At 56.7% G+C, this 24,445-nt stretch carries 18 protein-coding genes and 1 pseudogene; 7 read left to right on the top strand and 12 right to left on the bottom strand.

Annotated elements, in window-relative coordinates; genetic code table 11:
• Window positions 1–220: 220 nt before the first annotated feature.
• Together ACTIEN_RS02920 and ACTIEN_RS02915 are read right to left on the bottom strand one after the other, a co-directional pair.
• On the bottom strand, window positions 221–832 hold the full coding sequence (locus tag ACTIEN_RS02920; RefSeq protein WP_439521613.1) for a hypothetical protein: 612 nt from the start codon (window positions 830–832) through the stop codon (window positions 221–223).
• Window positions 833–1,644: 812 nt separating this feature from the next.
• Entirely contained in the window at window positions 1,645–1,989 is a 345-nt protein-coding gene (locus tag ACTIEN_RS02915; RefSeq protein WP_439521612.1) for a hypothetical protein, read from the bottom strand.
• A 154-nt stretch (window positions 1,990–2,143) separates the two neighbouring features.
• Here ACTIEN_RS02915 and ACTIEN_RS02910 point away from each other — a divergent pair, with 154 nt between their 5' ends.
• The 3 genes from ACTIEN_RS02910 (at window position 2,144) to ACTIEN_RS02900 (ending at window position 4,932) form a co-directional block, all read left to right on the top strand.
• The gene (locus ACTIEN_RS02910; protein ID WP_439521611.1) at window positions 2,144–2,632 is read left to right on the top strand and encodes a hypothetical protein; all 489 of its coding nucleotides are present in this window, start codon (window positions 2,144–2,146) and stop codon (window positions 2,630–2,632) included.
• Between the two features lie 162 nt (window positions 2,633–2,794).
• Window positions 2,795–4,009, top strand: a complete 1,215-nt coding sequence (locus ACTIEN_RS02905; RefSeq protein ID WP_439521610.1) for an MFS transporter — start codon at window positions 2,795–2,797, stop codon at window positions 4,007–4,009.
• Between the two features lie 80 nt (window positions 4,010–4,089).
• On the top strand, window positions 4,090–4,932 hold the full coding sequence (locus ACTIEN_RS02900; protein ID WP_439521609.1) for a c-type cytochrome: 843 nt from the start codon (window positions 4,090–4,092) through the stop codon (window positions 4,930–4,932).
• A gap of 124 nt (window positions 4,933–5,056) precedes the next feature.
• Here ACTIEN_RS02900 and ACTIEN_RS02895 read toward each other — a convergent pair whose 3' ends face one another.
• From ACTIEN_RS02895 to ACTIEN_RS02865, 7 genes are all read right to left on the bottom strand, one after another.
• On the bottom strand, window positions 5,057–5,962 hold the full coding sequence (locus tag ACTIEN_RS02895) for an ArdC family protein (RefSeq protein WP_439521608.1): 906 nt from the start codon (window positions 5,960–5,962) through the stop codon (window positions 5,057–5,059).
• 110 nt (window positions 5,963–6,072) lie between these two features.
• Window positions 6,073–6,531 (bottom strand): hypothetical protein, encoded by a 459-nt coding sequence (locus ACTIEN_RS02890; RefSeq protein WP_439521607.1) that lies wholly within the window; start codon window positions 6,529–6,531, stop codon window positions 6,073–6,075.
• 1,431 nt (window positions 6,532–7,962) lie between these two features.
• Window positions 7,963–11,961 (bottom strand): hypothetical protein, encoded by a 3,999-nt coding sequence (locus tag ACTIEN_RS02885; protein WP_439521606.1) that lies wholly within the window; start codon window positions 11,959–11,961, stop codon window positions 7,963–7,965.
• A 208-nt stretch (window positions 11,962–12,169) separates the two neighbouring features.
• Window positions 12,170–12,724 (bottom strand): rhomboid family intramembrane serine protease, encoded by a 555-nt coding sequence (locus ACTIEN_RS02880; protein WP_439521605.1) that lies wholly within the window; start codon window positions 12,722–12,724, stop codon window positions 12,170–12,172.
• A gap of 28 nt (window positions 12,725–12,752) precedes the next feature.
• Window positions 12,753–14,771, bottom strand: coding sequence for an ATP-binding protein (locus ACTIEN_RS02875; protein ID WP_439521604.1), 2,019 nt, complete (start codon window positions 14,769–14,771; stop codon window positions 12,753–12,755).
• A 2-nt stretch (window positions 14,772–14,773) separates the two neighbouring features.
• Complete coding sequence (locus tag ACTIEN_RS02870; protein WP_439521603.1) at window positions 14,774–15,718, bottom strand: metallophosphoesterase; 945 nt, start codon at window positions 15,716–15,718, stop codon at window positions 14,774–14,776.
• Entirely contained in the window at window positions 15,715–16,335 is a 621-nt protein-coding gene (locus tag ACTIEN_RS02865; RefSeq protein ID WP_439521602.1) for a hypothetical protein, read from the bottom strand. The genes ACTIEN_RS02870 and ACTIEN_RS02865 overlap by 4 nt, the downstream gene beginning before the upstream one ends.
• 173 nt (window positions 16,336–16,508) lie before the next feature.
• Between ACTIEN_RS02865 and ACTIEN_RS02860 the strand changes: the two genes are divergently transcribed.
• The 4 genes and pseudogenes from ACTIEN_RS02860 to ACTIEN_RS02845 all read left to right on the top strand — a co-directional run bounded on the left by ACTIEN_RS02860 (window position 16,509) and on the right by ACTIEN_RS02845 (window position 22,015).
• Window positions 16,509–19,961, top strand: a complete 3,453-nt coding sequence (locus ACTIEN_RS02860) for a class I SAM-dependent DNA methyltransferase (protein ID WP_439521601.1) — start codon at window positions 16,509–16,511, stop codon at window positions 19,959–19,961.
• Between the two features lie 8 nt (window positions 19,962–19,969).
• Window positions 19,970–20,878 (top strand): restriction endonuclease, encoded by a 909-nt coding sequence (locus ACTIEN_RS02855; protein WP_439521600.1) that lies wholly within the window; start codon window positions 19,970–19,972, stop codon window positions 20,876–20,878.
• A 252-nt stretch (window positions 20,879–21,130) separates the two neighbouring features.
• Complete coding sequence (locus ACTIEN_RS02850; RefSeq protein ID WP_439521815.1) at window positions 21,131–21,418, top strand: SH3 domain-containing protein; 288 nt, start codon at window positions 21,131–21,133, stop codon at window positions 21,416–21,418.
• Between the two features lie 15 nt (window positions 21,419–21,433).
• A pseudogene (locus ACTIEN_RS02845) lies at window positions 21,434–22,015 on the top strand (YecA family protein).
• Between the two features lie 188 nt (window positions 22,016–22,203).
• On the opposite strand, the gene ACTIEN_RS02840 reads toward ACTIEN_RS02845, so the two are convergent.
• The 3 genes from ACTIEN_RS02840 to ACTIEN_RS02830 form a co-directional block, all read right to left on the bottom strand.
• Window positions 22,204–22,356, bottom strand: coding sequence for a hypothetical protein (locus ACTIEN_RS02840; RefSeq protein ID WP_439521599.1), 153 nt, complete (start codon window positions 22,354–22,356; stop codon window positions 22,204–22,206).
• A gap of 15 nt (window positions 22,357–22,371) precedes the next feature.
• Window positions 22,372–23,526, bottom strand: a complete 1,155-nt coding sequence (locus ACTIEN_RS02835) for a CaiB/BaiF CoA transferase family protein (RefSeq protein ID WP_439521598.1) — start codon at window positions 23,524–23,526, stop codon at window positions 22,372–22,374.
• The coding region (locus ACTIEN_RS02830) for an acyl-CoA dehydrogenase family protein (RefSeq protein ID WP_439521597.1) at window positions 23,526–24,445 on the bottom strand (920 nt) is incomplete at its 5' end. The genes ACTIEN_RS02835 and ACTIEN_RS02830, both read right to left, overlap by 1 nt.

Below are 24,445 nucleotides of genomic sequence, written 5' to 3'. Positions count from 1 at the left end.
AGGTACTACAGTTTGTTCACCCGTCATGTTCGGCTTCCGCGTCGTCCATTTCGGTCTGATCCGAAACCGCCGTCGGCTGGCAACATCGACGTGATGGGCCTTCAGCTTGTAGTGGTCCGAGTACATGTTCAGCATGTCCTGTCCTCGCATCTGAAATGGGGTAGGATTGGCGGGTGGACGGAAGACAAGGGGTCCCTCCACCCGGAGCGAAAGGGTCTCTTCAGGCCGCGAGACGCTGCTCCTGAGGCGCTGAGAGATGAGCAAGGAGCTGTGCCAGATCCTGAGGGTCCAGAGCCTGTATGGCCCCAAGCAGGTCTTCCACGCCAAGCGTCTTGCCGGAGGCCGCGAATTTGACCGCCCTCAGGATGTCGCTGTTGATCGCGTCCCGTGGGTCGTTCTTGCGAACCCGGTCGTCGGCCTTCTTGATCAGCGTGAGCACCGACGCTGTGAAATCCATCGGCTTGTAGTCGGGCTCTGGTTTGAACTCCCACCAGCGGACATTGGCGAGTTTCTTGATCGCGAGGTCCGAATGTTTCAGGTCGCCGGGTTTGAACATGCCAGACTGGTCCCACTGAAACCCGAGATGGGTCTCGACCCAGGCCTTGATGGCATTGGACCGGATGCCCTGGGGCAGGGCATCGATCAGTTTGTTGATCATCTTGACTGCTGGTCGGACATCGCCCGTGCTGGCCCATCGGGAGGCGACCGCCACCAAGAACAGGTGAATGTCGAGCTGGACGGTCTCACCTCGACGTTGGATCGAGGCAATCGCTGCAAGGAACTGGTCATCGCTGTTGGCAAGCGCAAGCTTGGTGAAATTGATACGTGTCATGGGGGTTCTCCAATGGGGGATGTTGCCGTCATGGGTCACGCTTCTGGTGGCCCATGTCAGGCAACACCCCGAGGTCCCAGAGCTCAGGGCTCAGGTTCGGTTGGCCGAACGTAGACCGGGGGTGTTGCCGTTGAAGAATTTCATCGACTGTTGTGCCATGTGCCGTGTCGATGGCCGGGGAGACCGGACTTTGAACGCGCAGGTGTGTCAGACCCACCCAAGCTCGCTTGGGTCGCGAGACGATACCTCACCCGCCCGCCACAGGCTGTCTGACCTCGGACCGTCAGGAACCGATGGCAACATGCCTGCAGAAGCTGACAGGAGGTCTGTCTCTTCGCTTTCTCTGGCCGAACTGTCCACCCTGACCCCGCAGGTCAGGCCTTATGGCACTGTCTCATTGGGGGAACGCCAATCCCCACCAATCCGGCTTGTTTCACCCTGTCTACAACAGGGCAGAGCTATGGCCTGAGCGCCCCATCAAGGGAGCTAGCGAGCGTTTGTTCCGCGTGGGCCTCAGGTGGCCCCACCGAGGGGCGGGTTGTGCCTCTCGATGGACCTACTCTGTTGGCAGGAGACCGCTCGGTCGAGGGAAGGTGTACACCCTTTTTTGGGTGGTAAATCAGGGTCTTGCGCCAAATGGGGTCACACAAAATCGGGGCGATTTAGGAGTTTTGTGAGTGCTATCATAGTAGCTTTGCCAGAACTGACGCGACCCTGGTGGAACTGGAAAGTGCCCTTACGACGACGCGAGTACATCTTGCCGCCCCGACGAGCCCAATGATAATGCCACATCGAGATTGTTGGTCTGGAGTTTAGCGGATCGAAAGCTGCAGTGCGTATGGCCCGTAGGCGGCCCGACGATCAAAGGTGCTCACGAGTATTTCGTATGATCGAGCTTGGGTTGTAAAGGTGTATTCATCCTGGCAGTCGACGACGTCCCGGACTGTGAAGCAGGCAAAGGGACTTGCAGATAATGTCAACCTGGCTGTCTGTCCCGCACCACTGCGGAAGGTATAGCAGTGATACTCGTTGAAACCGATCATTTCGTTCACGACACCGGATGAGCTGCCCCGTGCGAATTTGATTTCTTTGCAATTCTGCGCGTCGCTCTCAGATGCCCACAGGCCTAAGCCGAGCGCGATGACGAACCTGAACATGGTTGATCCTCCTACTTAAAGCTTAAGGCTACCACGCAGACCGTTCAAACGACAGTTTGCAAACTGCGTCTTCCACAGGGGGCAAAGCTCGGCGCTCCTGACATTTTGATTACTTTCTGGTATGGTCACGAATGCTGACGTTTGTGGGGGTAATATGTCCAAGCCAGAATGGGAAAAAACCAGGGACGCGTTTGACTATATTAATGGATTGAATGGTCAAGGAAGTGTTGGAGTTTATGGCGCTTTGGGTGCCGAGGCCCGAAGAGCACAACAGTCTACTGCAAATCCAGTTCGACCCAAGCGGTCGAAAACAATGCGCACCCCCAAGCCTCAGGCGTCGTCAACTGCAAATGCATTTGAACCTGAGACGACATTTGGGGCGATATTCATGTGGGCCTGCATCATTGTAGGTGTCTGCGGCGGTGTTTGGGTGGCCTTCTCCCACCCCGATTATAGTGGAGTACCAGTCTGGCAGCGGTTGGGTGGTGGCGTTCTTGGAGGCTTTTTTGCTGTGAGCGTCGCTCTGTGGCTCCTGAATTGGGCAATACAGGTTCTGCTACCCTTCCTGTTCCGTCTCGCAGCTATGGCAGCCGTGTTTGGTGGAATTGTATGGTTGATCATGTTGTCTGAGGGAAAGCTCTAACAGCCCCAACAACCTAATGGAGCGAATTGCTGCGACTGTTGATCGATCTCAACGCCGCAAAGCCCGTCAATACATCTGGTATATGATCGAGCTTAGCAACCGCGGATTCTCTTGAAATGGAACTTGCAGCCGCGAGGTCTTGTTTTACCCACAGGGTAGGCAATGACGTACTTTCGCACACTCTCTGCTGCTGGCTTTATCGCAACCGCGATAAGTTATGGGCCAGGGCGCATGGGCTTTGGATTGTTCGTTCCAGAACTGAAAGCCGAGTTCGACATGTCAGCCTCGACTGTGGGTTTTGTCTCCGGATTTGGCTTTCTGGGGTTCTTTGCCGCTCTCATCCTCGCGCAGACAATGCTCACACGACTTGGTCCGAAAGCACCCGTCGTCACTGGTCTCGCATCGGCCGCCTTCGGCATGGCAATCGTCGCGGGGACCACGAGCATTGCTCTTCTCGCAATTGGGGTCTTTCTCACCTCGTCCAGTGCCGGGTTTGCATGGACGCCTTTCAACGACGCCGTCAATCGCAAGATTCAGAATGCCGCGCGTCCGACCGCATTGTCGCTGATCAGTACTGGCACCAGCATCGGTATTCTCTTGGCGGCGGCTGCGGCTCTAGCTGCTCAGTCTGCTGACCTGTCCTGGCGGGTCTGCTGGATAGGTTTCGCCGGTGCAGCGGCTTTCGCCGCCATTGCAAACTGGACCAATCTGCGCGCAGTCGAACCGTCTCCAGCCCATGTCTCGGAGGATGACAGACGCCTACTGCTCGACTGGCAAGCTGTTCCTTTATATGCCGTCGCATTTGTCTTGGGCGCGATCTCCGCAATCTACATTTCCTTTGCAGCTGACTATGTTCGGCAACGAGGCCCGGTCGCGGGGTTGCCGGAGGGCAGTGGTCCTGCAGCGCTGTTTCTCATCTACGGGGTTTTCGGACTGGCCGGGCTTGCAACGGGATATGTGAGAGACAGGATCGGCTTGGTAGGGTTGCTGCGGGCGCTGATGGCGACCGGTGCGATGTCGATGGTGCTTATCGTGCTTTGGCCCGAGGTGTGGATTGCCCTCATTCCATCGGCCGGAGCGCAGGGCATGGCCGTGATGATGACGAGCGCGGTGCTCGCATTTTGGTCAGACCGGTTGTTTCCGTCGCTGCCCTCAATGGCCTTCACGGTCGCGCTCCTGGCCTATGCCGCAGGTAGCGTTTCGGGTCCAGCGCTGGCCGGTATCGTGTCCGATGTCTTCGGGGTGAAAACCATGTTTCTCGGCGCTGCCGTGTTTCCAGCTTTGATGGCCTTCAGTCTCAGCTCCAGACTGGTTCGAGATATGGAAATACCTTCTGAGCAGTCGTTTGGGGCCGACGCCGATGGGCATGCATCTTGATGTCCCTTGGTGGCGTTCAAACTGCTTGGGACGACTCACGCATCCGTGTCAGAATTGGGGCCTCAAGGGGAGGAAATACCATGAAACATGGTGTCTACGCGTTCGCGATCATACTTTCCGGGACAACGGTGTTGGCCGAGCCGTCTTTGGAACGGGGCAAATACCTTGTTGAAGGGCCAGCGGGTTGTGGCAATTGCCATACACCACTTGGACCTGAAGGTCCTGTCATGGAGATGAACCAAGCAGGGCGTCTTGTCGAACAAACACCAGGGTTTACTGCAATTGCTCCGAACATCACGCCGGGGGGCCGTGTTGCGGAATGGACGGATGCGGAATTTGCTCGCGCGATCCGCGAGGGAGTGACCCCAGGTGGAACCCGTGTGATCGGACCGCCCATGCCGATAGCCCTGTATCGGCAATTGTCAGACGACGACGTCATGTCGATTGTCATGTATATGCGCAGTGTTCCAGCGGTTGCCAATGACCCGGGCGAGAGTGTTTACAACATACCGCTGCCGCCGTCCTATGGTCCACCGATTGGCGAGGTTGCGCATCCTGAAGAAGGCGTGACCGTCGAATATGGAGAATATCTCGCTGGTCCGGTGGCGCATTGTGTTGAGTGTCATAGTCCCATGGGCCCGATGGGTCCGGATTGGATCAACCAGCTTGGCGCAGGTGGATTTTCCTTTCACGGACCGTGGGGGACATCGGTTTCGTCTAACCTGACGCCGCATCCTGAGGACGGTATTGCCAAGTGGAGTGATGAGGAGGTCAGGCAGATGATCACCATGGGTGCTAGGCCGGACGGGTCGCCGATGATGCCTCCCATGGGCTACGGCTACTACAGTCGGATGACGCCGGAAGATATTGATGCGATCATTCTCTACTTCCGACAAATCCCTGCACGTCCTGACCCAAGTTGAACGGGACGATGGTCAAGGTTTCTCGTTTGCCAAACGGTTTTTTGATTGACTCGATTGCGGCGTGGCCGTTGGTCTCCAAAAAGGATGGTAGGTCCAACGATCAGGTAAATTGGCAAGGCTCTAATCATGCAGCGAGATCACTTGGCTGGTGATTCATGCCTTGTCCTTTTGATAGGAGCCACTCCGCCGCCTGAGCGGCCTTGGACGCTGCTGTGAAGACCGCCCGCTTGTCCTCTTTGAGGACCACGAGCCAGGACTTGATATAAGAGGCGTGATCGTCACGCGGCGTTCTGGAAATCCCGAGGTCGGCACAGAGGAAGGCTGATCCCAGTTCAGCGACCAGCTCTTCCATGGCGTAGGCGTGATCGCCGAACCTGCCGGTCAGATCACGATCAAGCCTGGTCTCGGAACCGGACCAATGGACCAGCTCATGGCAAAGCGTACTGTAAAAGGCCTCACAGGGCGTTGCAGAGCGTGTCCCTGTGAACCGCCGTCGCTCTGGCATCAGGATCATATCCTGAGTGGGGATGTAGCAGGCCAGGTCTCCGCGTTCCTCGACCTTGGCCCCGGTATGCGTAACGAAGGCCTCGGCCTGCGCCAGAGGGTCAAAGGAGGGACCATCGGGCAGATCGGTCACTGCTGCCAAGTATCCGTCCACCTGCGCCGCGTTGAAGACCCAACTGGCCTTTGCGATGAACCGTTCGGCCTGGTCATTCTCGGTCTCCAGCTTGCGATAGAACACGATCACCGAGGCCTTCTCGCCTTTCCGCACCTGACATCCCGCAGCCTGCCATTGGCGATAGGTCCCCCAGAGGTTAGAGGTGTACTCCCGCGATATGGCCGTGATCCAGAGGCTCAGTACGTTTACCCCATTGTAGGAACGTCTTGAGGCGATATTGACCGGTCTGGTGCATCTCGCACCACCGTCGCTGATCCAGGGAAGCTGGAAGTCCCCAGCGCGCTCCATGGCATCTATGATGTGATTGGTTACGTGAGTGTAGACATCAGGTCTTGATGCGGTCCCCGTCATTGGGCCGGTCCTTTTTCTGGTCGGTGTGAAGATAAAATGAAGAAGCCCAGCGCTGCCTAAGAAGCGCCGGGCTTTAGATATTCCGAAAGTGGCTGCGGTACGGAGCCACCTTACTGTTTATTATACAGTGGGCCGCGTGGCTTGCCTTTCAGGAAATAGGCCACTTGGCGTTGAGTGAGTGCAAGTCTCCGGGCAATTTCACGTCCGGAGACATTGTGGTAATGCAATGACAATGCGTCTGCATGCCATGGGATGACACGTTCTAACGACCACGAGGCGACCTTGGCACGAGAGGTTCCAAGTGCCTTGGCAGTTGCGGTTATGGTGTACCCCAGTTGAAGGAGTTCACGGGCCTGTTTCTTCATCGCCTCCTTGCGGTCCCGGTCACTGACAGGAAGGAACGCAACGATCTGGTCTTTCTGGTATTGTTCGATGTTGGGATAGGCCTTCAAGTAACCTTTCCGAACCGGATCGATCCAGTATCTCACTGTGGGGGATTTGATCTTCTCCCCCTTCCAGCGCAGGCCAGCTGCCTGGGTCATGAGGTCGAAGTTCTTGGGATCATCCATCACGAGCTTTACAGCCTTGGCGAATGTTACCCGCTTCTCGACTGCGGTTTTCTCGCAGAGGGCAAGGAGTCTTTGTTGGGAATGCTGATTGTGTCTCATATCGCTGATATGGTTCTCTGTCGGGCGGGTTTTGAAGGGGGTTTCTGCTTGGTACTGCTAGAGTAACGCCGATTTACAATGTTGTAATTCAGCCACAGTACAGTCGTCTGGAGGGATGGGTAAGCCTAGGTCCTGGGGAGGTAGGCAGAGGCCCCGGTCCTGGGGAAACATGGGACCTGGGGCCGGGACCACTACCCCTAGATATAGGGGTGGTCAGCCAGAGACTGTGGGCAGGCCATGGTCGGACAGTTTGAGGCCAATTCGGGCCATATATCAGTCTGGAGTCGACATGAGGTGGTGGGGAAGGGACGAGAAGGCCCAAACGAGAGCCAGGGAGGCACCGTGGAGTGCGATCTTGGGGTAGTGGGCCACAAGGATAGCTTAATGAGGCTTGGGGCCACTGCGGAGCGTGTGTTGGGAGAGTGATACAAAAATGATTTTAGGAACAAGAAATAAAAATCAACTTTCTCTTTATAGCTATTCTCTTATTCCTCTGGTTTTTCCTCTTCGCAATGGAGAGAGGGTAAAAAATAAGTCTATTAAAGTATGGGGATTTCGGATCAAAATTGTTTCAAGTGAATCCAATCTTGGTAAAAATCACGAAATGGGGTGATTTTCGGTCCGTCATGACTGGTATATGGGGACCCGTAAACTGCCCTTCAAGTGGTCCAAAACAACCTCTGGCGTGATACATTTGTGTCAAATCTGTTAAATTTTGACCTTCTTTTATACGATTTTACACGAATGTATCAGGGTTTTGATACATTATTGATCTGAAACCCACCCGCCCCGGTCCTCGGCCCCAGACCCTAGTTTCCAGAACACCACACACAACATGTAGTATCTAGACCCTAGTTATGTTAAATTCGGTTTAGGGCCTAGGACCCCTTCATCAGGGCCTAGGACCCCTTCATCAGGTTCTAGGACACACAAAGCCAGCATCCTACGGACGCCAGACCGCACATAGGACCAGCAGGTATATCCCCATCCACATGAAACTTTCTTTGCAAACAAGAAGGCCAAGGAAATGGTCGGGTTCCAACCGAAGCATCCTTGGCGGGATGTTTTAGACTGAAGAGCGCGGCTGCGACCTTGAGATGGAAAGCCTGAAGTCAGCTATGAGCTAATGGTTGAGCCGCACGCATCTATGGGTGCATTATTCTGCGAATCGGGGCGGGAAGTGGCCATTCGCTGCATTTACGTGGGCAGTCCTGGTCACCCGTAGAAGCTGACCTACATTAGCGGGATTCTTGGTAGGGAGGAAGTTGGAGCGTATTTCCGATAGCACATGGTCGCAAAAAAAGGTTTCAAAAAAATATATCGATGCGCTTCTTACTTTCTAGAAATATCCAAAACGAAAACATCAAGTAAGCCTCGAAGCTCTAGCGGGATTTCGGCTACTAGGTTACGTTTTAGCTCGATCGGGTTTTTGATGCCGTGTCTCTTCTTTCCTGCAACTTTTTCGTTCTCGCCAAACCAAAGGACAAGATAGATTCCTTGTTTTTCTGCATCTGGGTGGATCGCATACAAGTTATTCAATTGTTCAGAAGCAGCCTCGTACAGCTTTGAATGCCATTGCCCTTTGACCTCGGTGACAAGCAGACGTCTTTCGCTGCCTAAGAGCTTTCCAGCCGTAAAGTCGCAGCGCTTATCATGCTTTAGATGGTGTTCTGGAGTTATTGTAATGCTTTGAGGCCTCAGTATCAGGTCTAGCCGTTCAGCAATGATCTTGGTGCACGGTTCTTCATCTAGCCTCTTATCTCCAGCGTAGAAAAGCTTTGCCGTATCGAACTCTCCACCGTCTATTGCAGCTTGAAGTTGCGATAGTTCGTGCAGCACGAGCTTTCTCAACCCATCGACCGTTACAACCGCGCCGTGGTCTAGCATTTCCACAATTTGCCGTGGCGTCGGTGGGGTGAAATCTGCAAGAAACTTCTTTCTCGTCTGTGCGGTGCGTATGCTTTTGAGGTCTTTGACCATATCAGCGTAACGACTATCAGCGATCATGCGTTTTAACACGGGTATTGCTGCGTCAGGATGATCGCTGGAAATTGACCACACCAGTTCAGCAAGACAACGATAAGCTTTTTCACCCTTTGGACTTTCCGAGCCATGGCTGCCGGGTAAGGGAACTTTTGGCCAAACCCCAATGAACGCATCAAGAATGGCCTCGACTTTGCAAGAGGTCAGGCTTGGCCACGCTTCATAGTCGATGCGATTGCCTCGTCCGCTCCGCTCATAGATTGCGAGAACCGTATCTTTGTCTGCTGCAAGCCAATCAAAGTAGACTTCCGGTAACGCAGGGATGAAATACAGCGCACGCAGGAACCAAAACTCTCGCCTTTGCTCAAGTTCTTCGTCTTCAGTCTTATTTGGCCAGAAAAACATAAATTCGGCGCAGCGTTCGAGAACAAGTTCCTTAAGCCGCTCACGATCCGCAAACCCTGCCGCGATGTTGAATAGCGTATCCAAAGTGTGGAAGGGAAGCGCTCGATAGCGAGCCAGCCAGTCAATAGACAGTTTTGCTCGGAGTGGGTGGAACTCCTCTTTGTATCCAAGCCAGCTTGAGTTGGTGTGGCCTTTGGTTCCTTGCGCCAATTGGGGCTCGACATATCGACGCAAGAAGCTTTCCAAATCGGCCATATTCGAAAGAATTTCTACGTCGATTGTGGTCTCAAAAGCGTTCGCTTCCTCTTCGGAGATACCCTGATAACTACCAAGGTCAGTTTTCACAATCTCTAGGGTGTCTTTCGAAATGTGGGATATTTTCCCTGTTGCTCGAAATTCGGCAAGGCAGGCTGCATGCAACACGCGAGCCACATTGTGCCAGTTGCCAAGCGCGACATCTTGTAGCGAAGGAACGTACTCAGCGAGAAAGTCAAAGCAATTCCTCAACGCTTTCTCGTGATCGACATGCCCGCCAAGCTCTTCCTCTAGATCATTTGGCTGGATCAGGTAGAGGCTTGCAATCCGATAAAGCCATGACCAGTGCCTGCCGTTCTCAATCAGCTCCCTATCTTTAAGCAACGATGCTTGGTTCGCATCTGCAACGGCCTTATCGCGCCTCCTCCACCTCCTTTCGGACCAGTATCTTCTAGCACGATGCTCACGCATCATTTGTCGATAATTCCGATTTCTTTTCGTCCACTCCTCCAGAAAAGTCCTTTTTTCTTTGGCTTGCATTCGCATTTTGCTGCGGAGTTTATCGGGGCCGCGTTGCTCAGGTTCACGATGGTGGTTGTGGGTGGCAAGAAACTCACTCCACAGTGCAACATTATCGCTGTTGAATGCTAGGTCAGCCATGAACTCCCAGTCATTGGGTTGGAAATGCAAACCAGAGTGGGATTGCCATTCAAACTGCTCAAGCCGGATTTCTCGAATGCTTTCCGCATCGGTCTCTTGGCCCAAGGCGACTTGCATGATACCTTGCCGAAGTTCGTCGTCATCCTTCAGCAATCGGACAGATGCTGAGCGATCTGGCGACATAGAGCTATGGAAATTTAGGTTCTTTACCCAACCCCAGAAACGCTTTGGGTCGTACGGTTTGTCGCTGACCTCGCAATAATGATCCAACAATAACCCGATGATCTTGCTGGTCCCATTTCGACAGTGGCAATCATGGGCTGTCTGACCACATTTACACGTCAATTCCGCCGACAGAGAGTCAAGCAAGTCTGTGGTCTGCTTGTAGTCTAGTGTTTTGATAAGGTTACGTAAAAAGTACCTAGCGCCAATCACACGTTCACTGGACCGTCTCGCTCGTGGGTACAGGTTTGCAAAGACACGTAGATAGCCCGTCAGATAGCTGATCGAAAATTGAGAAACCCCCAACTGTTGGATTAGCTTTGCAGCTACCTTCATAGGCACGGGATCGGCTTGGAAGATCAACTGAGCCAAGTTGGCATCATGGCTAAATCCCGGAGTTGCCAGCAACAGCATAGCCGCCATGACACGCGTATGTTCATTTGCTTCGGTCGAAAGACAAAGCGCACTCAACTCAACAGACAGTTGCGACGTCGCTGGCGAGCCTTCCAGCATTTCAAGAATTAGGTCGCGAAACTGTCCGTCTAATTGCGGGGAAATGTGAGGTCTAACCTCATCAACGACTTCTGCATTGAACAAGCCAGAGATACTAAAACGCCTCCAGAAGTCACCTCTACGAAAATACGGGTCTTGGTCCTCAACGTCCTTCAAACGCCGAACAAGGCGGCGCTTTGATGTTGAGGCCAGTTGCGATGGATCACCGTTCGCAAGAACAGCGTAAGCGTCGAGGTCAATGGCAGCGTCTTGTGTGGGCTTATTTCCAAGCGAAGCCATCCATCCAACAAGTCCTCGTAGTTCATCACGTACAGTTGAGTTTGGGGCTATGATTGGCAAGCATCGCTCAAGTGTAAGCGCGTCACTTGGGTCGGCTATTCGTTTTGTAAGGTAGTCCGCTGCCGCATACTCTGCGATGATCTTGTGGACTGGCCGATGACTGTCGACAGTCTCACCCGGTTTGAACATACGGGTTGCTAGGATCGTTTGCTTGCGGCCTACGTCCGCAACCAGAGTTTCCATGAATGGATAAAGAGCGTCTTCGCTTGCCTCACCGGTTGTCACGCCTTCTGCACCTGACATTAACAGTTTTGCAAAGACCTCCGATGCTGCTTGCGCCTTCTGGGTGGCAGACACAGAACCGCTAGTTTTTCTCACACTAGCATTGGCTTCTTTGGCCAGTCTTTCCAGCGCTTGTTGGAAAATTGATCGTTTGTCGGAAAATTTACGACCACTCTCAATGTATGCGTCTGCAAACAGCTTGAGAAATTGCGGATTGGGTAGAAGCGCCTCTAGGTCAAATTTCGCAACTTCGGATTGGAAAGCGTCAAAATCTTCGCTTGGAATATAGTTCTCAAAGATTCTCTTCTGTTCATCTTCAGTGAATTCAGTCAACCGCACAACAAGGGGCGTCTCGCCAAAATAGTCCTTAAAGACGCTATTAGCTGAGTTGTCCCATTCGCTTGATCTACTGGAAACTAGTAGCTTTGAAGGGGCTGCGGAAAGCGCGGCTGCAAGCAGCTTGTCGATGCCGCTGGCGTCAACCTTTGCCAATTCATCGTAAGCATCAATGACAAGTGGTGCGCCCTTTCCAGCGACGCCAGTATGGATAAAGCGGTTAGCTGTTAGGACAGGCGTTTTCATTTGCCTTCCCAAGCTTTCCATCAGGCTCGTTTTGCCTCCGCCAGGTTCCGCCAAAACGACGATAAAGCGCTGTCCTGCAAGAAGCTGGGCTTCACTGTAGCTTTGTTTGTCGTCTAGGAGTGTGCGCGGGAGATAAAAATTTGTACTCATGATTGCAAGATATGGTGCCGGGCAGCGTCCTTCCAGCTAAATTAGGTGCTGAAGTCACGCCGGCGACCTTCCTTCCAAGTGCCTGCATCATGAGCTCGCGACACAAACAAATTAAACTCGTGGCGAATGTCCGGTCTGACGGGCCGCGCCGCAGCATGCCGATCATCGAGTGAATGGCAGCAAAGGGCCGTTCCAACCATCCCCAGCACTATCTGCGTGGGGTGACGCTCCGCGTTTGATGCGCGGCAGCCACACCCGCTATGGTACCGAACAAATGGGCTTCCCAACTCACACCTGGCTGGCCCGGAAGTAATCCCCAGAGCATGGTTCCATAGACCACGGCAACTCCGACAGCTATCAACAGCGGGATCGGCCTTTTTTCAAGGAGTCCCCGTGCCAGGAGGAAGCCGAACCATCCAAAGATCAGACCAGAGGCTCCGATATGGATGGCTGTATTGCCAAAGAACCACACGCCAAGCCCTCCAATGCCAACGATCATGGCGGATGATGCCAAGGCAACCCGGTGGGCTGTCGTCGCCATCAGGCTGCCCAGAACGGCCAAAGGCACGCTGTTGGCAGCAGCATGGGCCACTGAGCCGTGAAGAAGGGGCATGAAGAGGATCCCGTCCAACCCGCTGAAGCTCCGAGGGAGCAAGCCAAACCACCTGTTGAGCGCATAACCTGTGATCAGGTTCACGACCTGAACCATCCAGATGACGCCCAAGAGGGTAAGGGGCCACCAAAGCCGTTTCAAGATTGTCATGCTGCCCCCGTCCGTTCGCTCCGTATCGCTACCGCTCCCCCATCTCCACCACATAATCTGCCTCGGACCTTTTGTGTGTCACCAGGAGTATCTGGCCCAACCGGCTCTTGAGGCTGTCGAGCAGGGCAGCTGTATTGGCCGTGCGGTTCTGGTCCATGCTGGCGTCGATCTCGTCCCCGATGAACACCGGGAAGACACCCTGGGTGAGAACCTGCCCGAGTCCAAGACGCAGCGCCAGACAGGCCACGGCCTTGCCGGAGCCAGACAGCGTGTTGAGCGCCTGTCCATCCACCGTGATGGCGAAGTCCTCATCCGCATGGATGACCGACCGCTCGCCTCCCGTCATCTGGGCCAGGTACTGGCTGGCGACCGTGTTGAGTGAGGGCATCAAGTGCTGTTTGACCATGGACCTCAGGCTTGCCAATGCTTGGCGTGCGCGGTCCCAATCCTCTGCCTCGTCCAGAATGGTGCTCACCGCGTCCATGCTTTCCGTATAGGCCTTCAGATCGGTCTCGTAACGCCTGCGCAGGGTGTCATGGATTGCCACGGCATTCCGCAGCTCCGCAAGGTGGGCATAGTCCTTTACCCTGTCTGACAAGTCCACAATCTCGGCCTTTGCGACCTCATAGGCGTGTAGCCACGTCGCGTGTGCCCGGACCTGCGTTTCGTACAAGACGAGCTGGTCCTCGAACCGCTGGCGCTCCCGCAGGAGCGACCTGTAATCCGGCACGTCTTTCAGGCTTGACTGAAGGTGTTCGACCGCCATTGTCAGTTCGTCCCGGCGTACTGCAAAGCCGTTCCGGTGACGATGGCTTTCGATCTCGTTTGCAGAGAGGACAGGGCGGTCACAGGGCGTGACCTCCGCAAGCGGTTGCAGGTCAGCCTGAATGTCCTCCCAGGCCTGTGCGGCCCGCAGGAGTGACACCAGTGCCCGTCTGTCCTGTGGAAGACCTGCAGGCTTCTCGACATCAGCCAGAGGTGCAAGCTCGGTCTTCAGCTGGTCAATTGTTGCGGCCTCCATCGGCCATTCATGCTGGCAGGACGGACAGACATGTACCCCCTTGGCGTCCAGATCGGCAATCCGCTGTCGCAGATGTTGGGCCTCCTGGAAGGCGATGGCGGCCTCCACGGTCTTGACCGTCACACCCGGATCGGGGGCGCGGGACAGCAGGCGGTCTTTTTCCAACCACCGCTGATACAAGACATGTTGCGCGTCCATCTCTGCGAGCTCTTCCTCGCCATATGGCGAGGGGGCGGGCAGGGCGCTCAGCTCCATCTCTGCAGATCGCAGCCGCGCGCGCAGCTGGTCCTGTTCATCAGCCTGCCGTTCCAGATCGACAGCCGGTGTCGTGATGGTCTCGACCGGGGGGACAGGTGCGTCCCGCACCTCGGCGGTCTGACCGCGCAAGTGATCGAGTCGGGTTCGCGCAGCAGACAGCTTTGCCAGCTCCCCATCGAGCTCTGCCAAGGGGCGATAACCCTCGGGCGGGACCGGCGGCTCGGGATCGCGCAGGTTTTCCGAGAGGTCGCGGGCGCGGCGCTTCAGGGCGTTGGCCTCGTCACCGGCTGACTTGGCCAGCTCTTCGATCACCCCCAGCCCAATGACGCTATCCACAAGCCTCTTGCGCTCAGCAGGCTTCATCAGCCCCAGCGCCTCGATCTCGCCTTGCAGGGCCACGCAGGAGGCGTCGAACACATCGAGACCGAAGCCAAAGAGTTCGCACATCTTCCGATTGACTGGGCTGGTGCCAACCGCAATCTCGTCCGTTCCACGATACAAGGTCGCGTTGGACGCTGTTCGCTCGACGACATAGGCCTCACCTTTCAGGGTGAAGGCCAGACGGGCCGTGGCTTTCTTGTAGTCGCTGATCTTGCCCCTCAGGGCAGCGGAGCCGAACAGGCACCAGCGGATCATCTCGACGGCGAAGGATTTGCCTGTCTCATTGGCCCCGGTGAGGATACCGAAGCCAGGACGGAAGGTGATGTCCTCTTCCAGGGTTCGGCCCGTGGTGGCAAAACTGACAGAGTAAGAGATCGATGTCAGCATGCTCACACCTCCCCGGCCAGGCGGCGCTCATGGAAGCGATGCAGCATGGTGTCGGTCAGACCTTCGGAGACATGTGCCTCGGAAAAGGCCTGCTTGAACAGGGCGTCGATGTCGAACTCGCCTAGCGTGACCTCGCCAAGCTCTGCTTCAGCCTCGGTCCGGCGCTTTATGGTCAGCTGCAGACAGTCGATCTCTTGGTCCAGCGTTTCACCGGGTTCCAGCAACACCCGCACAGATTTGTTGCTCAGGTCTCCGGCAGTCTCCAGGTCAGACAGGGGCAGGGTTACGTAGAGCGCATCATCGCTCTCCTCGCCGTGGGAAAATGGCTGGAGGGAGCCGACAACCGTCACACCCACGCCCTGTTTGATGAACCGCGCAGGTTTGTGTTCGTGGCCGTTGAAGACCTCTCGGATATTGAGGTCAGCCAGCTTCCCGAACGGAATCACGTTGAAGTCAGTGCCATAGCCTTCTGTCTCGGCATGGAAGAAGGCGGCCTTTGCGCCGCGATGGTCCTCGGTGATCCGATCCGTCAGGGGGATGATCGGATCATAGCCGACAAAGAGGGAGCCTTCGATCATCACCGGGTCGGTGACGATGGTGATGTTGGGCAGATCGGAGACCAATCGGGCGAAGAGATCAAAGGCCGAAGCCCGCTCCAGGTCTTTGAGGTGATCGTGATTGCCACGCAGGATGACGAATCGGGTCTGGGGCTTCTCGGACGCCACCTTTCGATAAATGTCTGCGGCCTTCAGGAGGACGTCGTAGGGCACGATGGCGCGGTCGAACACATCTCCCGTGCAGACATGCAGATCGGCCTCAGCGGACTCCAGATTGGCTGTGAAGGCCTCCCAGATCATGGCCTCCCGGTCGCCCCGACGATGCAGGGGCACGCCGTGGACAAAGCTTTTTGCGAGGTGGGGATCCCCCATCAGACCGAATGTCGTCATTTCAGCCTCTGGATGTTTGAGAAGGTCAGCACGCCCCAGTCGCCTTTCTGGTTGGATTGCGCCTCAAAGCCAAGGTCAAGCCGAACCGCACCGACGTGGATGTCGATCCCGGATCGCTGGGCGGTGCGCAGGAACCTCTGGAAGAACTTCCAGCCGGTGATCGAGATGGAATGGCCCAAGACATCGCCCTCATCCGCCAAGAGGTCCCCTCTGCGGTCGCGCAGAGCGCGGCAAGAGACGAAGGGCACGTCTGCGGTGGGGAACTCGGCTGCCTCCGGATCGACCTCCCGCGCAAGGCGCAGGACCTCGTGCCAGTATCGGCCTCGTGTGTCGGTGACATGATCGTAGCTCCGAGAATAGATCGCGGGGTTGCCGTACCGGACACCAAAGCAATACTGCACCTCGGCAAAATGCAGCTCGACCGGAATGCTGTCGAAGATGGTGGCATCGTCACCGATGGTCATGCCGAACCGGGACACTTTCAACCAGGCATCGATGGCAAGCCCACCCATCAACATGTCATCGACCGTGAGTGGCATAGCAGGCGGCAGCGAGGGACGGTCGTGGCCATTCGGCAGGGCAGGGGGCGTCGGCCCTTGGTCAGGGGGGTGAGGCATGTGTGGCTCCTGTGGGTGGGGATGGGTGAAACAGTTGAGTGCCCCGCCAGGTGATGTCGGGGCGGGCAGGCTGTTCAATTCGTTGATTTTCAACGCTTCGTGGCAAAACACCGTTGTGATGTGTCTGGCACCAAACTAGGCTTCTCCCAAAAGTTGTAGGGTTCGGGACATAGATGAGCGTCACGCCGACAGACCTGGATGAGTTCGTAGCCCGCTGGCAGGCATCCGGCGGCAATGAGATGGCAAATTTCCAGAGCTTTGCCAGCGAGTTGGTGCAGCTTTTGGGTGTGGACCCGGTCAAAGTCGCCGATGCCGAAGGTCAGAACAACGACTACCGTTTCGAGCGGCCTGTCACCTTTACCCACACCGGGCGGGAACGCCGGGGGCGGATCGACCTTTACCGGCGTGGGTGTTTCGTTCTGGAGGCCAAGCAAGGCAGCCACAAGCCCGGTCGTGAAGACCGCGACCAGCTGTCTCTGCTGGGCGACGACCAGGCACCCAAGCAACAGGGACACGGGCGGCGGGGAACACGTGGATTCGACGATACGATGCTCAAGGCGCGCAACCAGGCGGACAATTACGCCCGTGCGGTGGCCAAGGAGGATGGCTGGCCACCCTTCCTGATGATCGTGGACGTGGGCCATGTGATCGAGCTTTATGCCGATTTCTCGAAACAGGGTCAGGGCTACAACCAGTTCCCCGATGGCAACCGCTACCGCATTCCCCTTGAAGACCTGCGCAAGGAGGAAACCCGCGACCTTCTGCGCACCATCTGGACCGAGCCTCACAGTCTCGACCCCTCGCTCAAGGCCGCTGAGGTCACACGCGACATTGCCGCGCATCTCGCCGAGCTGGGCAAGAGCTTCGAGGGTCAGGGCCACGACAGTGAAGCTGTGGCTAGGTTCCTCATGCGCTGCCTGTTCTCGATGTTCGCCGAAGATGTGGACCTGATCCCGCGCGGCAGCTTCACAGACCTGCTGCGCAAGCTGCGGGGCCACCCCGAACATGCCGAACCGGCGCTCAGGGGGCTGTGGGAGACCATGAACACGGGCGGGTTCTCCCAGGTGCTCATGCAGGACCTCAAGCGCTTCAACGGGGGCCTGTTCCGCGAAGCCGACGCCCTGCCGCTCAACACCTTGCAGTTGGGTCTGCTGATCGAGGCCGCCGAGGCGGACTGGAAACAGGTCGAACCGGCGATCTTTGGCACGCTGCTCGAACGGGCGCTGGACAAACGCCAGCGCCACAAGCTGGGGGCGCACTATACACCGCGTGCCTATGTGCAGCGGCTGGTCACGCCGACCATCATGGACCCGCTGCGGGCGGATTGGCGCGATGTGCAGGCCGCCGTTCAACGCCTGACCGAGGATGGCAAACCCGACGACGCGCTCAAGCTGGTCCGCGACTTCCACCATCAGCTCTGCGAGACCACCGTGCTCGACCCCGCCTGTGGATCAGGCAACTTCCTCTATGTCGCACTGGAGATGATGAAGCGGCTGGAGGGTGAAGTGACAGCCCTCCTCAAAGAGTTGGGCGAGGAGCAGATCGATTTCATTACCATTGATCCACACCAGTTTCTGGGTATCGAGCTGAACCCGTGGGCCGCCAACGTGGCCGAGCTGGTCTTGTGGATCGGGTACCTGCAATGGCACTACCGCACCCACGGCACTGCCGCGCCGTCCGAACCCGTGCTCAGAGACTTCAAGAATATCCGCAACGCCGATGCGGTGCTGGAATGGTCCGACCGGACCCCTCGCATGGATGCGGACGGCAACCCGGTCACGCGCTGGGATGGCGTGACCACCCAGCGCCATCCCGTGACCGGCGAAGAGGTGCCGGACCCCGAGGCTCGCGTGCAGGTCTATGACTATGCCAAGCCTAAGCCGACGGTCTGGCCAAGCGCGGAGTTCATCGTTGGCAACCCGCCGTTTATTGGGAACAAGCGAATGCGCGACAATCTGGGTGATGGGTATGTTGAGGCGCTGTGGAACGCCTACCCCAAGATGCCGCAAAGTGCCGATCTGGTGATGTTCTGGTGGGAAAAGGCGGCGCTGGCCGCGCGGGCATATGACTCAAAGAAGGGTAAGGGCACCCGCCGCTTTGGCCTGATCACCACCAATTCTCTGCGCCAGACCTTCAACCGCCGCGTGCTGGAGCCGCATCTGAACGACCCGAAAAAGCCTTTGTCGATCCTGTTTGCCATCCCCGATCACCCTTGGGTCGATACGCTTTTCGGCGCTGCCGTGCGGATCGCCATGACCGTGGGAGCGGCGGGCAACAGGGCGGGGCGACTGCTGACTGTTGCAATCGAGGGAAAACGAGAAATCAGTGAGGCGGATGGAACACCGGTCACGTTTGAACATCGAGTAGGCAAGATCTTTACGAACTTGCAGATAGGTGCCGATGTTGCCAGCGCTTCAGTTCTCGCGGCTAACAGCGACCTTGCATATCAAGGCGTCACTCCATTGGGCGAAGGTTTTCGAGTCGCACAAAGCGAGAGTGCCAAGTACGAGAACGCTTTGCGCGACGGTACGCTAAAAAGGTACATTAACGGCAAGCAGTTTTTGGCGGCTACTGAACCCGGTTTAATCATTGATTTCTGGGGCCTCTCGCAACAAGAAGCAAAAGCTAACCATCCAGACTTGTTTCAGCAGATAATGGACTTGGTGAAGCCAAAGCGAGATGAGCAAAAACGCCTGAGTTACAAGGAGGTCTATTGGATATTCGCGGAACCGCGAAGCAAGATGAGGCAATCGCTTTCGGGTTTGCAGCGCTACATCGGAACGTGTCGGACCGCCAAGCATCGGGTCTTCGGATTCCTAGAAGGTGATGTCCTTCCCGATGCAAAACTTATCGCAGTTTGTTTGGACAGCGCAGAAACAATCGCTGTCCTCTCGTCACGTATTCATGTGACGTGGTCAATCGCCGCTGGAGCTTGGTTAGGCGTAGGCAATGATGCAAATTACAATCACGCTCAGTGCTTCAACCCTTTCCCTTTCCCCGACCTCACCGACGACCAGCGCACCCACCTCCGCGCCTTGGGTGAGGAACTCGACGCCCACCGCAAGCGTCAGCAGGCCGCCCACCCCAAACTGACCCTGACTCAGATGTACAACGTGCTGGAAAAGCTCCGCGCCGGGGACACCATCGAGGGCAAGGACCGCGATATTTACGATCAAGGCCTCATCGGCATCCTCAAGGACCTGCACGACCAGATCGACGTCGCCGTGGCAGAGGCCTATGGCTGGCCCGTGGAGCTGAGCGACGAAGACATCCTCTTTCGCCTCGTCGCCCTGAACAAGGAACGCGCCGAAGAAGAGGCGCAGGGCCACATCCGCTGGCTCCGCCCCGAGTACCAGAACCCCACCGGCGCACAGGCAAGCAAGGGCAAACAGGCCGAACTCGATGTGGGCCTCGTCGTCAAGTTGGACAAAGCCCCCTGGCCCAAAACCCTCCCCGACCAGATCGCCGCTGTCCGAGAAGCGCTGTCCGAGATGGGCGAGGCCACCCCGGAACAGATCGCCCGCCGCTTCATGCGCGCCCGGACCAATTCGGTGCAACCACTGCTCGACAGCCTTGCTGCCCTTGGACAGGCCGAGAAGGTTGAAGAGGGGCGCTATGCGGCGTGAGGCAAGGTATGACCAGACGTTTTGAAATTGATGCTGAGACCCTTCCGGACCTACCCGGCATGATGCTGGTTACCGTCGAGGCTCTCAAGGACCTTGGAGGCTCCGCCACCATCCAGGAACTCGATGAGAAGGTCATCGAACTGGAAGGCGTGACAGAAGCTGAACAAGCCTTCACCATGCCGCGTGATGATAACCGCACGCGGGTGAACTACTACCTCGCTTGGGCGCGAACTTACCTCAAGCGCGGCGATGCTCTGGATAACTCGTCCCGTGGGGTCTGGGCTTTGACTGAGGCCGGGTCAGCGATTTCGAGTTTGGGCGGCACCCGAGCGATCTATGACCAGGTTACCCTGGAAGAGCGTGAGAGGGCCCGTCAGAAACGGCTTGCCGCCAAGCAGGCCGAGACCACTCAGGTAAGCGAGATCGAGGTCTTGGCGGATGATGGCCCGGAGGACGAAGAGGATTGGAAATCCCTTCTCCTCGGTGTTCTGGGCAAAATGCCACCTGATGCGTTTGAACGGCTGTCCCAAAGGCTCTTGCGGGAGGCCGGGTTCGTCAAGGTCGAGGTACGTGGCAAGTCGGGCGATGGTGGCATCGATGGCGTCGGCGTTCTCAGGGTCAACCTTGTTTCGTTCCAGGTCTATTTCCAGTGCAAGCGCTGGAAGGGCAGTGTGGGATCAAAGGAAATCCGAGACTTCAGGGGAGCGCTGCAAGGGCGTGCCGACAAGGGCCTGTTCATCACGACCGGTCATTTCACCAGCCAGGCGTCCGATGAGGCGACGAGAGACGGTGCCATCGCGATTGACCTGATCGACGGGGACCGGCTATGCGAGCTTCTCAAGGACAATCGCCTGGGTGTCGAAACTCGGATGATCGAAGAGGTGAGCATTCAGGCGGACTGGTTTGAGGGGTTGTGAGACGCGCACAGGGCCCCAAGAGACCGATCTGCAGTCAGTCTTCCGTCAAACAAAGGATCGGGTCTTGCTGAATGTTGCTCGTCAGGGAAGTACCCTCGACCTTAGCCACAGATGATCTGCATGCCATGAATCTTGCTTTGATTTTTGCAAATATTCTGGACCACATGGATTCCGTGTGGCTGAACATTCCTTCTTAACCTACGGCAGCCAGTCTGCTATTTGCCAAGCCTGTTAAAGTGGTGAGATCACATGATGCGCAGCACAGTCACATCCGCATTTCTCGTTCTTGTTCTGGTTGCGGGATGTAGCAGCAATCTTGGCAGTCGCACAGTGGTTGTGGGTGCCGGGGCTGATGAGCTTCTGAAGCTCCGTGCAGGTCCGGGACTTGGCTTTCGTGTGATCTTGGGTCTGCCAGATGGAACACAACTCATTCGCCGTGACTGCATTACCGAAGCAAGCCAGCTGTGGTGTCGGGTGTCTCTGGTCGAAGCGCCATCTGTTTCTGGCTATGTCTCTGCCGACTATCTCGCAACGCGCTGACAGATCATCCAGACAATGACTGACCTCGAAGACCTGGACGCCTATCTGTCATCGGATGAGTCCCCAGATGACTGTATGATGCAGTCGGACTTGGATGGTTTTCTTCACGGGATTGCCTGTTCTCCTGTCCCAATCCCAACCGAGGAATGGATGCCTGTGGCCTTGGGTGGTGCACCTGAGGATGTCCCCAGTTGGGCACTGGAAAGCATTGCCGTCATCTTCCTCAACATCATCGAGGGATTGAGCAGCGATCCCCCCTAGGTGGAACCCATCTTCTGGCAAGCTCCCGAGGGACATGTGATCGCCATGGATTGGTGTGAGGGGTTTATGCAAGCTGTTACTCTACGTCCGAAAGATTGGCTGAGACTCACGGAAAGTGGAATTGGCGGCCAACTGATCACCCCAATGATGGTTCACCTGCTGGTCGAGAATGGCAACTCAGTGATGGGGATACCGCAAGAGGATCTGGACCAGAGTTTGGATGAAGCGGCAAGACAAATCCCTGAGACGGTCGTGGCGGATTCATCGGTTTTGGTAACGGGATATGCGTCGCACAGGTGGTTTCAGCGCAAAATCGGTTTCCAAACTGCTTTGTAAGCCATTGATTTAGTTTGTGCGCAAAAATGGAAACTATTCTCTTAAGTGGCTGATTTTAAATAATAGCTCAAGTCCTCCTCGGTCCGCCATTCGCCCTTGAAATCATTGGATAGATGGCGATACGAGGAATATACCTCACATCAAGCCCAACATTGGAAAAAACGCTGGTGCGGATTATGTCGGCGGGATCAGGCGCGTCCTGCGATCAATGCGGGCAACCGCCCGTGCATGTTCTCCATCGGCACGCAGGACAAAAAGCTGGCGCAGGTGGCGGCGCGGTTGGACAGAGGTTCGTCAAAGAGAAACAGCTTGGGATCGCGGGCTGCGGCTGACCTGAACAAGGTAAGACCGGGGGGTCAGTCCTTGATTGCCCATCCGGACGCCCGCACCTTTTCGGTATGCGCCCCAAGCGACGGTGCCGTGCGGTCCAACGCAAGAGTCGATGCGCTGAAGGTGATGGGGGTGCGGACACCAGGGACACCTTCAGGGGCGATCTGCATGTCGCGGTGCATGATCTGCGGGTCTGCGAACACCTCGCCCACCGTATTGATCGGCGATGACGGCACCTTGACCGCCTTCAACGCATCCAGAAGCCCGGCCTTGGTCCATTTCGCGGTTTCGGCCTTGAGAAGCGGCACAAGGATGTCCCGGTTCTTCACCCGGCTGGCATTGCTCAGATAGTCCGGATGATCGGCAAGGTCACTCCGATTCAGAACCCCGCACAGGCGCTGATATTGCGCGTCATTCCCCGATGCGATGATGATGTCGCCGTCTGATACCGGAAACACTTCGTAAGGCACGATATTGGGATGTTGGTTCCCCATGCGGTTGGGCGACTTCCCGGTCGCCAGAAAGTTCATCGCCTGATTGGCAAGACTTCCCGTCCCCGCATCCAACAGGCTCATGTCGATATGTTGGCCATGCCCGGTCTTGCCGCGCGCGCTCAGAGCCGCCTGAATGGCGATCACCGAATAGAGGCCGGTATAAATGTCGGTTACGGCGACACCGACCTTTTGCGGCTCGCCATTCGGGTCGCCGGTGATCGACATGAGACCGGACATGCCCTGAATGAGATAGTCATACCCGGCACGGTCGGCATAGGGGCCGGTCTGGCCAAAACCTGTGATCGAACAATAGATCAGGCCGGGGTTTGCGGCGGACAGGCTGGAATAATCCAACCCGTATTTCGCCAGGCCGCCAACCTTGAAGTTCTCGATCAGCACATCCGCATCGCGGGCGAGGTCTTGCACAAAGGTGCGGCCTTCCTCGGTCGTGAGGTCGGCCGTGACCGAGTATTTCCCCCGGTTGCAGCTGTAGAAATACGCCGCTGACGGCGTGTCCTCGCCCTCGCGGTCGATGAAGGGTGGACCCCAGGTGCGGGTGTCGTCGCCCGTGGTGCTTTCCACCTTGATGACGGTTGCGCCAAGGTCGGCCAATGTCTGACCGACAATCGGCCCGGCAAGGATGCGGGCCAATTCAAGGACTTTCAGACCTTCCAGTGGGGCAGACATCAGAAGAACGCCTGCAACCCTGTCTGCGCGCGGCCAAGGATCAGGGCGTGTACGTCGTGCGTGCCCTCGTAGGTGTTGACCGTTTCAAGGTTCTGCGCATGGCGCATGACGTGGTACTCCGCCATGATCCCGTTGCCGCCATGCATGTCACGGGCGTGCCGTGCGATATCGAGCGCCTTGCCGCAATTGTTGCGTTTGATCAGGCTGATCGCCTCGGGTGCTGCGGTGCCGGCGTCCAGCATCCGACCGACCTGAAGCGCGGCGTGCAGGCCCAGTGTGATTTCGGTCTGCATGTCGGCCAGTTTCTTTTGAAACAGCTGAGTCTGCGCCAGCGGGCGGCCAAACTGCGTGCGGTCCAAGCCATACTGACGCGCGCGGTGCCAGCTGTCTTCGGCGGCCCCCATCACGCCCCACGCAATGCCATAGCGCGCACGGTTGAGACAGCCGAACGGACCTTTCAGGCCTTCGACACCGGGCAGAAGCGCGTCTTCGCCGACCTCGACATCCTTCATCACGATCTCGCCGGTGATCGATGCACGCAGCGACAGCTTGCCGTTGATCTTTGGCGCCGACAGACCTTTCATACCTTTCTCGAGCACGAATCCCCGGATCTTGCCGTCATGCGCTTCGGACTTGGCCCAGACGACAAACACATCCGCAATCGGGCTGTTCGAAATCCACATCTTGGCGCCGTTGATGACGTAGCCACCTTCGGTTTTCTTGGCGACCGTCTTCATGCCACCGGGGTCCGATCCGGCGTCGGGTTCGGTCAGGCCGAAACAGCCGATCAGCGTCCCTGCCGCCAGACCGGGCAGGTATTTCTTGCGCTGCTCATCGCTGCCATAGGCGTGGATCGGGTACATGACCAGCGAGCTTTGAACGCTCATCATCGACCGGTAGCCGCTGTCGATACGCTCCA

Source organism: Marivita sp., from assembly GCF_051859345.1.
In the GTDB taxonomy this organism is placed as follows: Bacteria; Pseudomonadota; Alphaproteobacteria; order Rhodobacterales; family Rhodobacteraceae; genus Marivita.
This window is presented reverse-complemented; position numbering and strand designations above follow the sequence as displayed.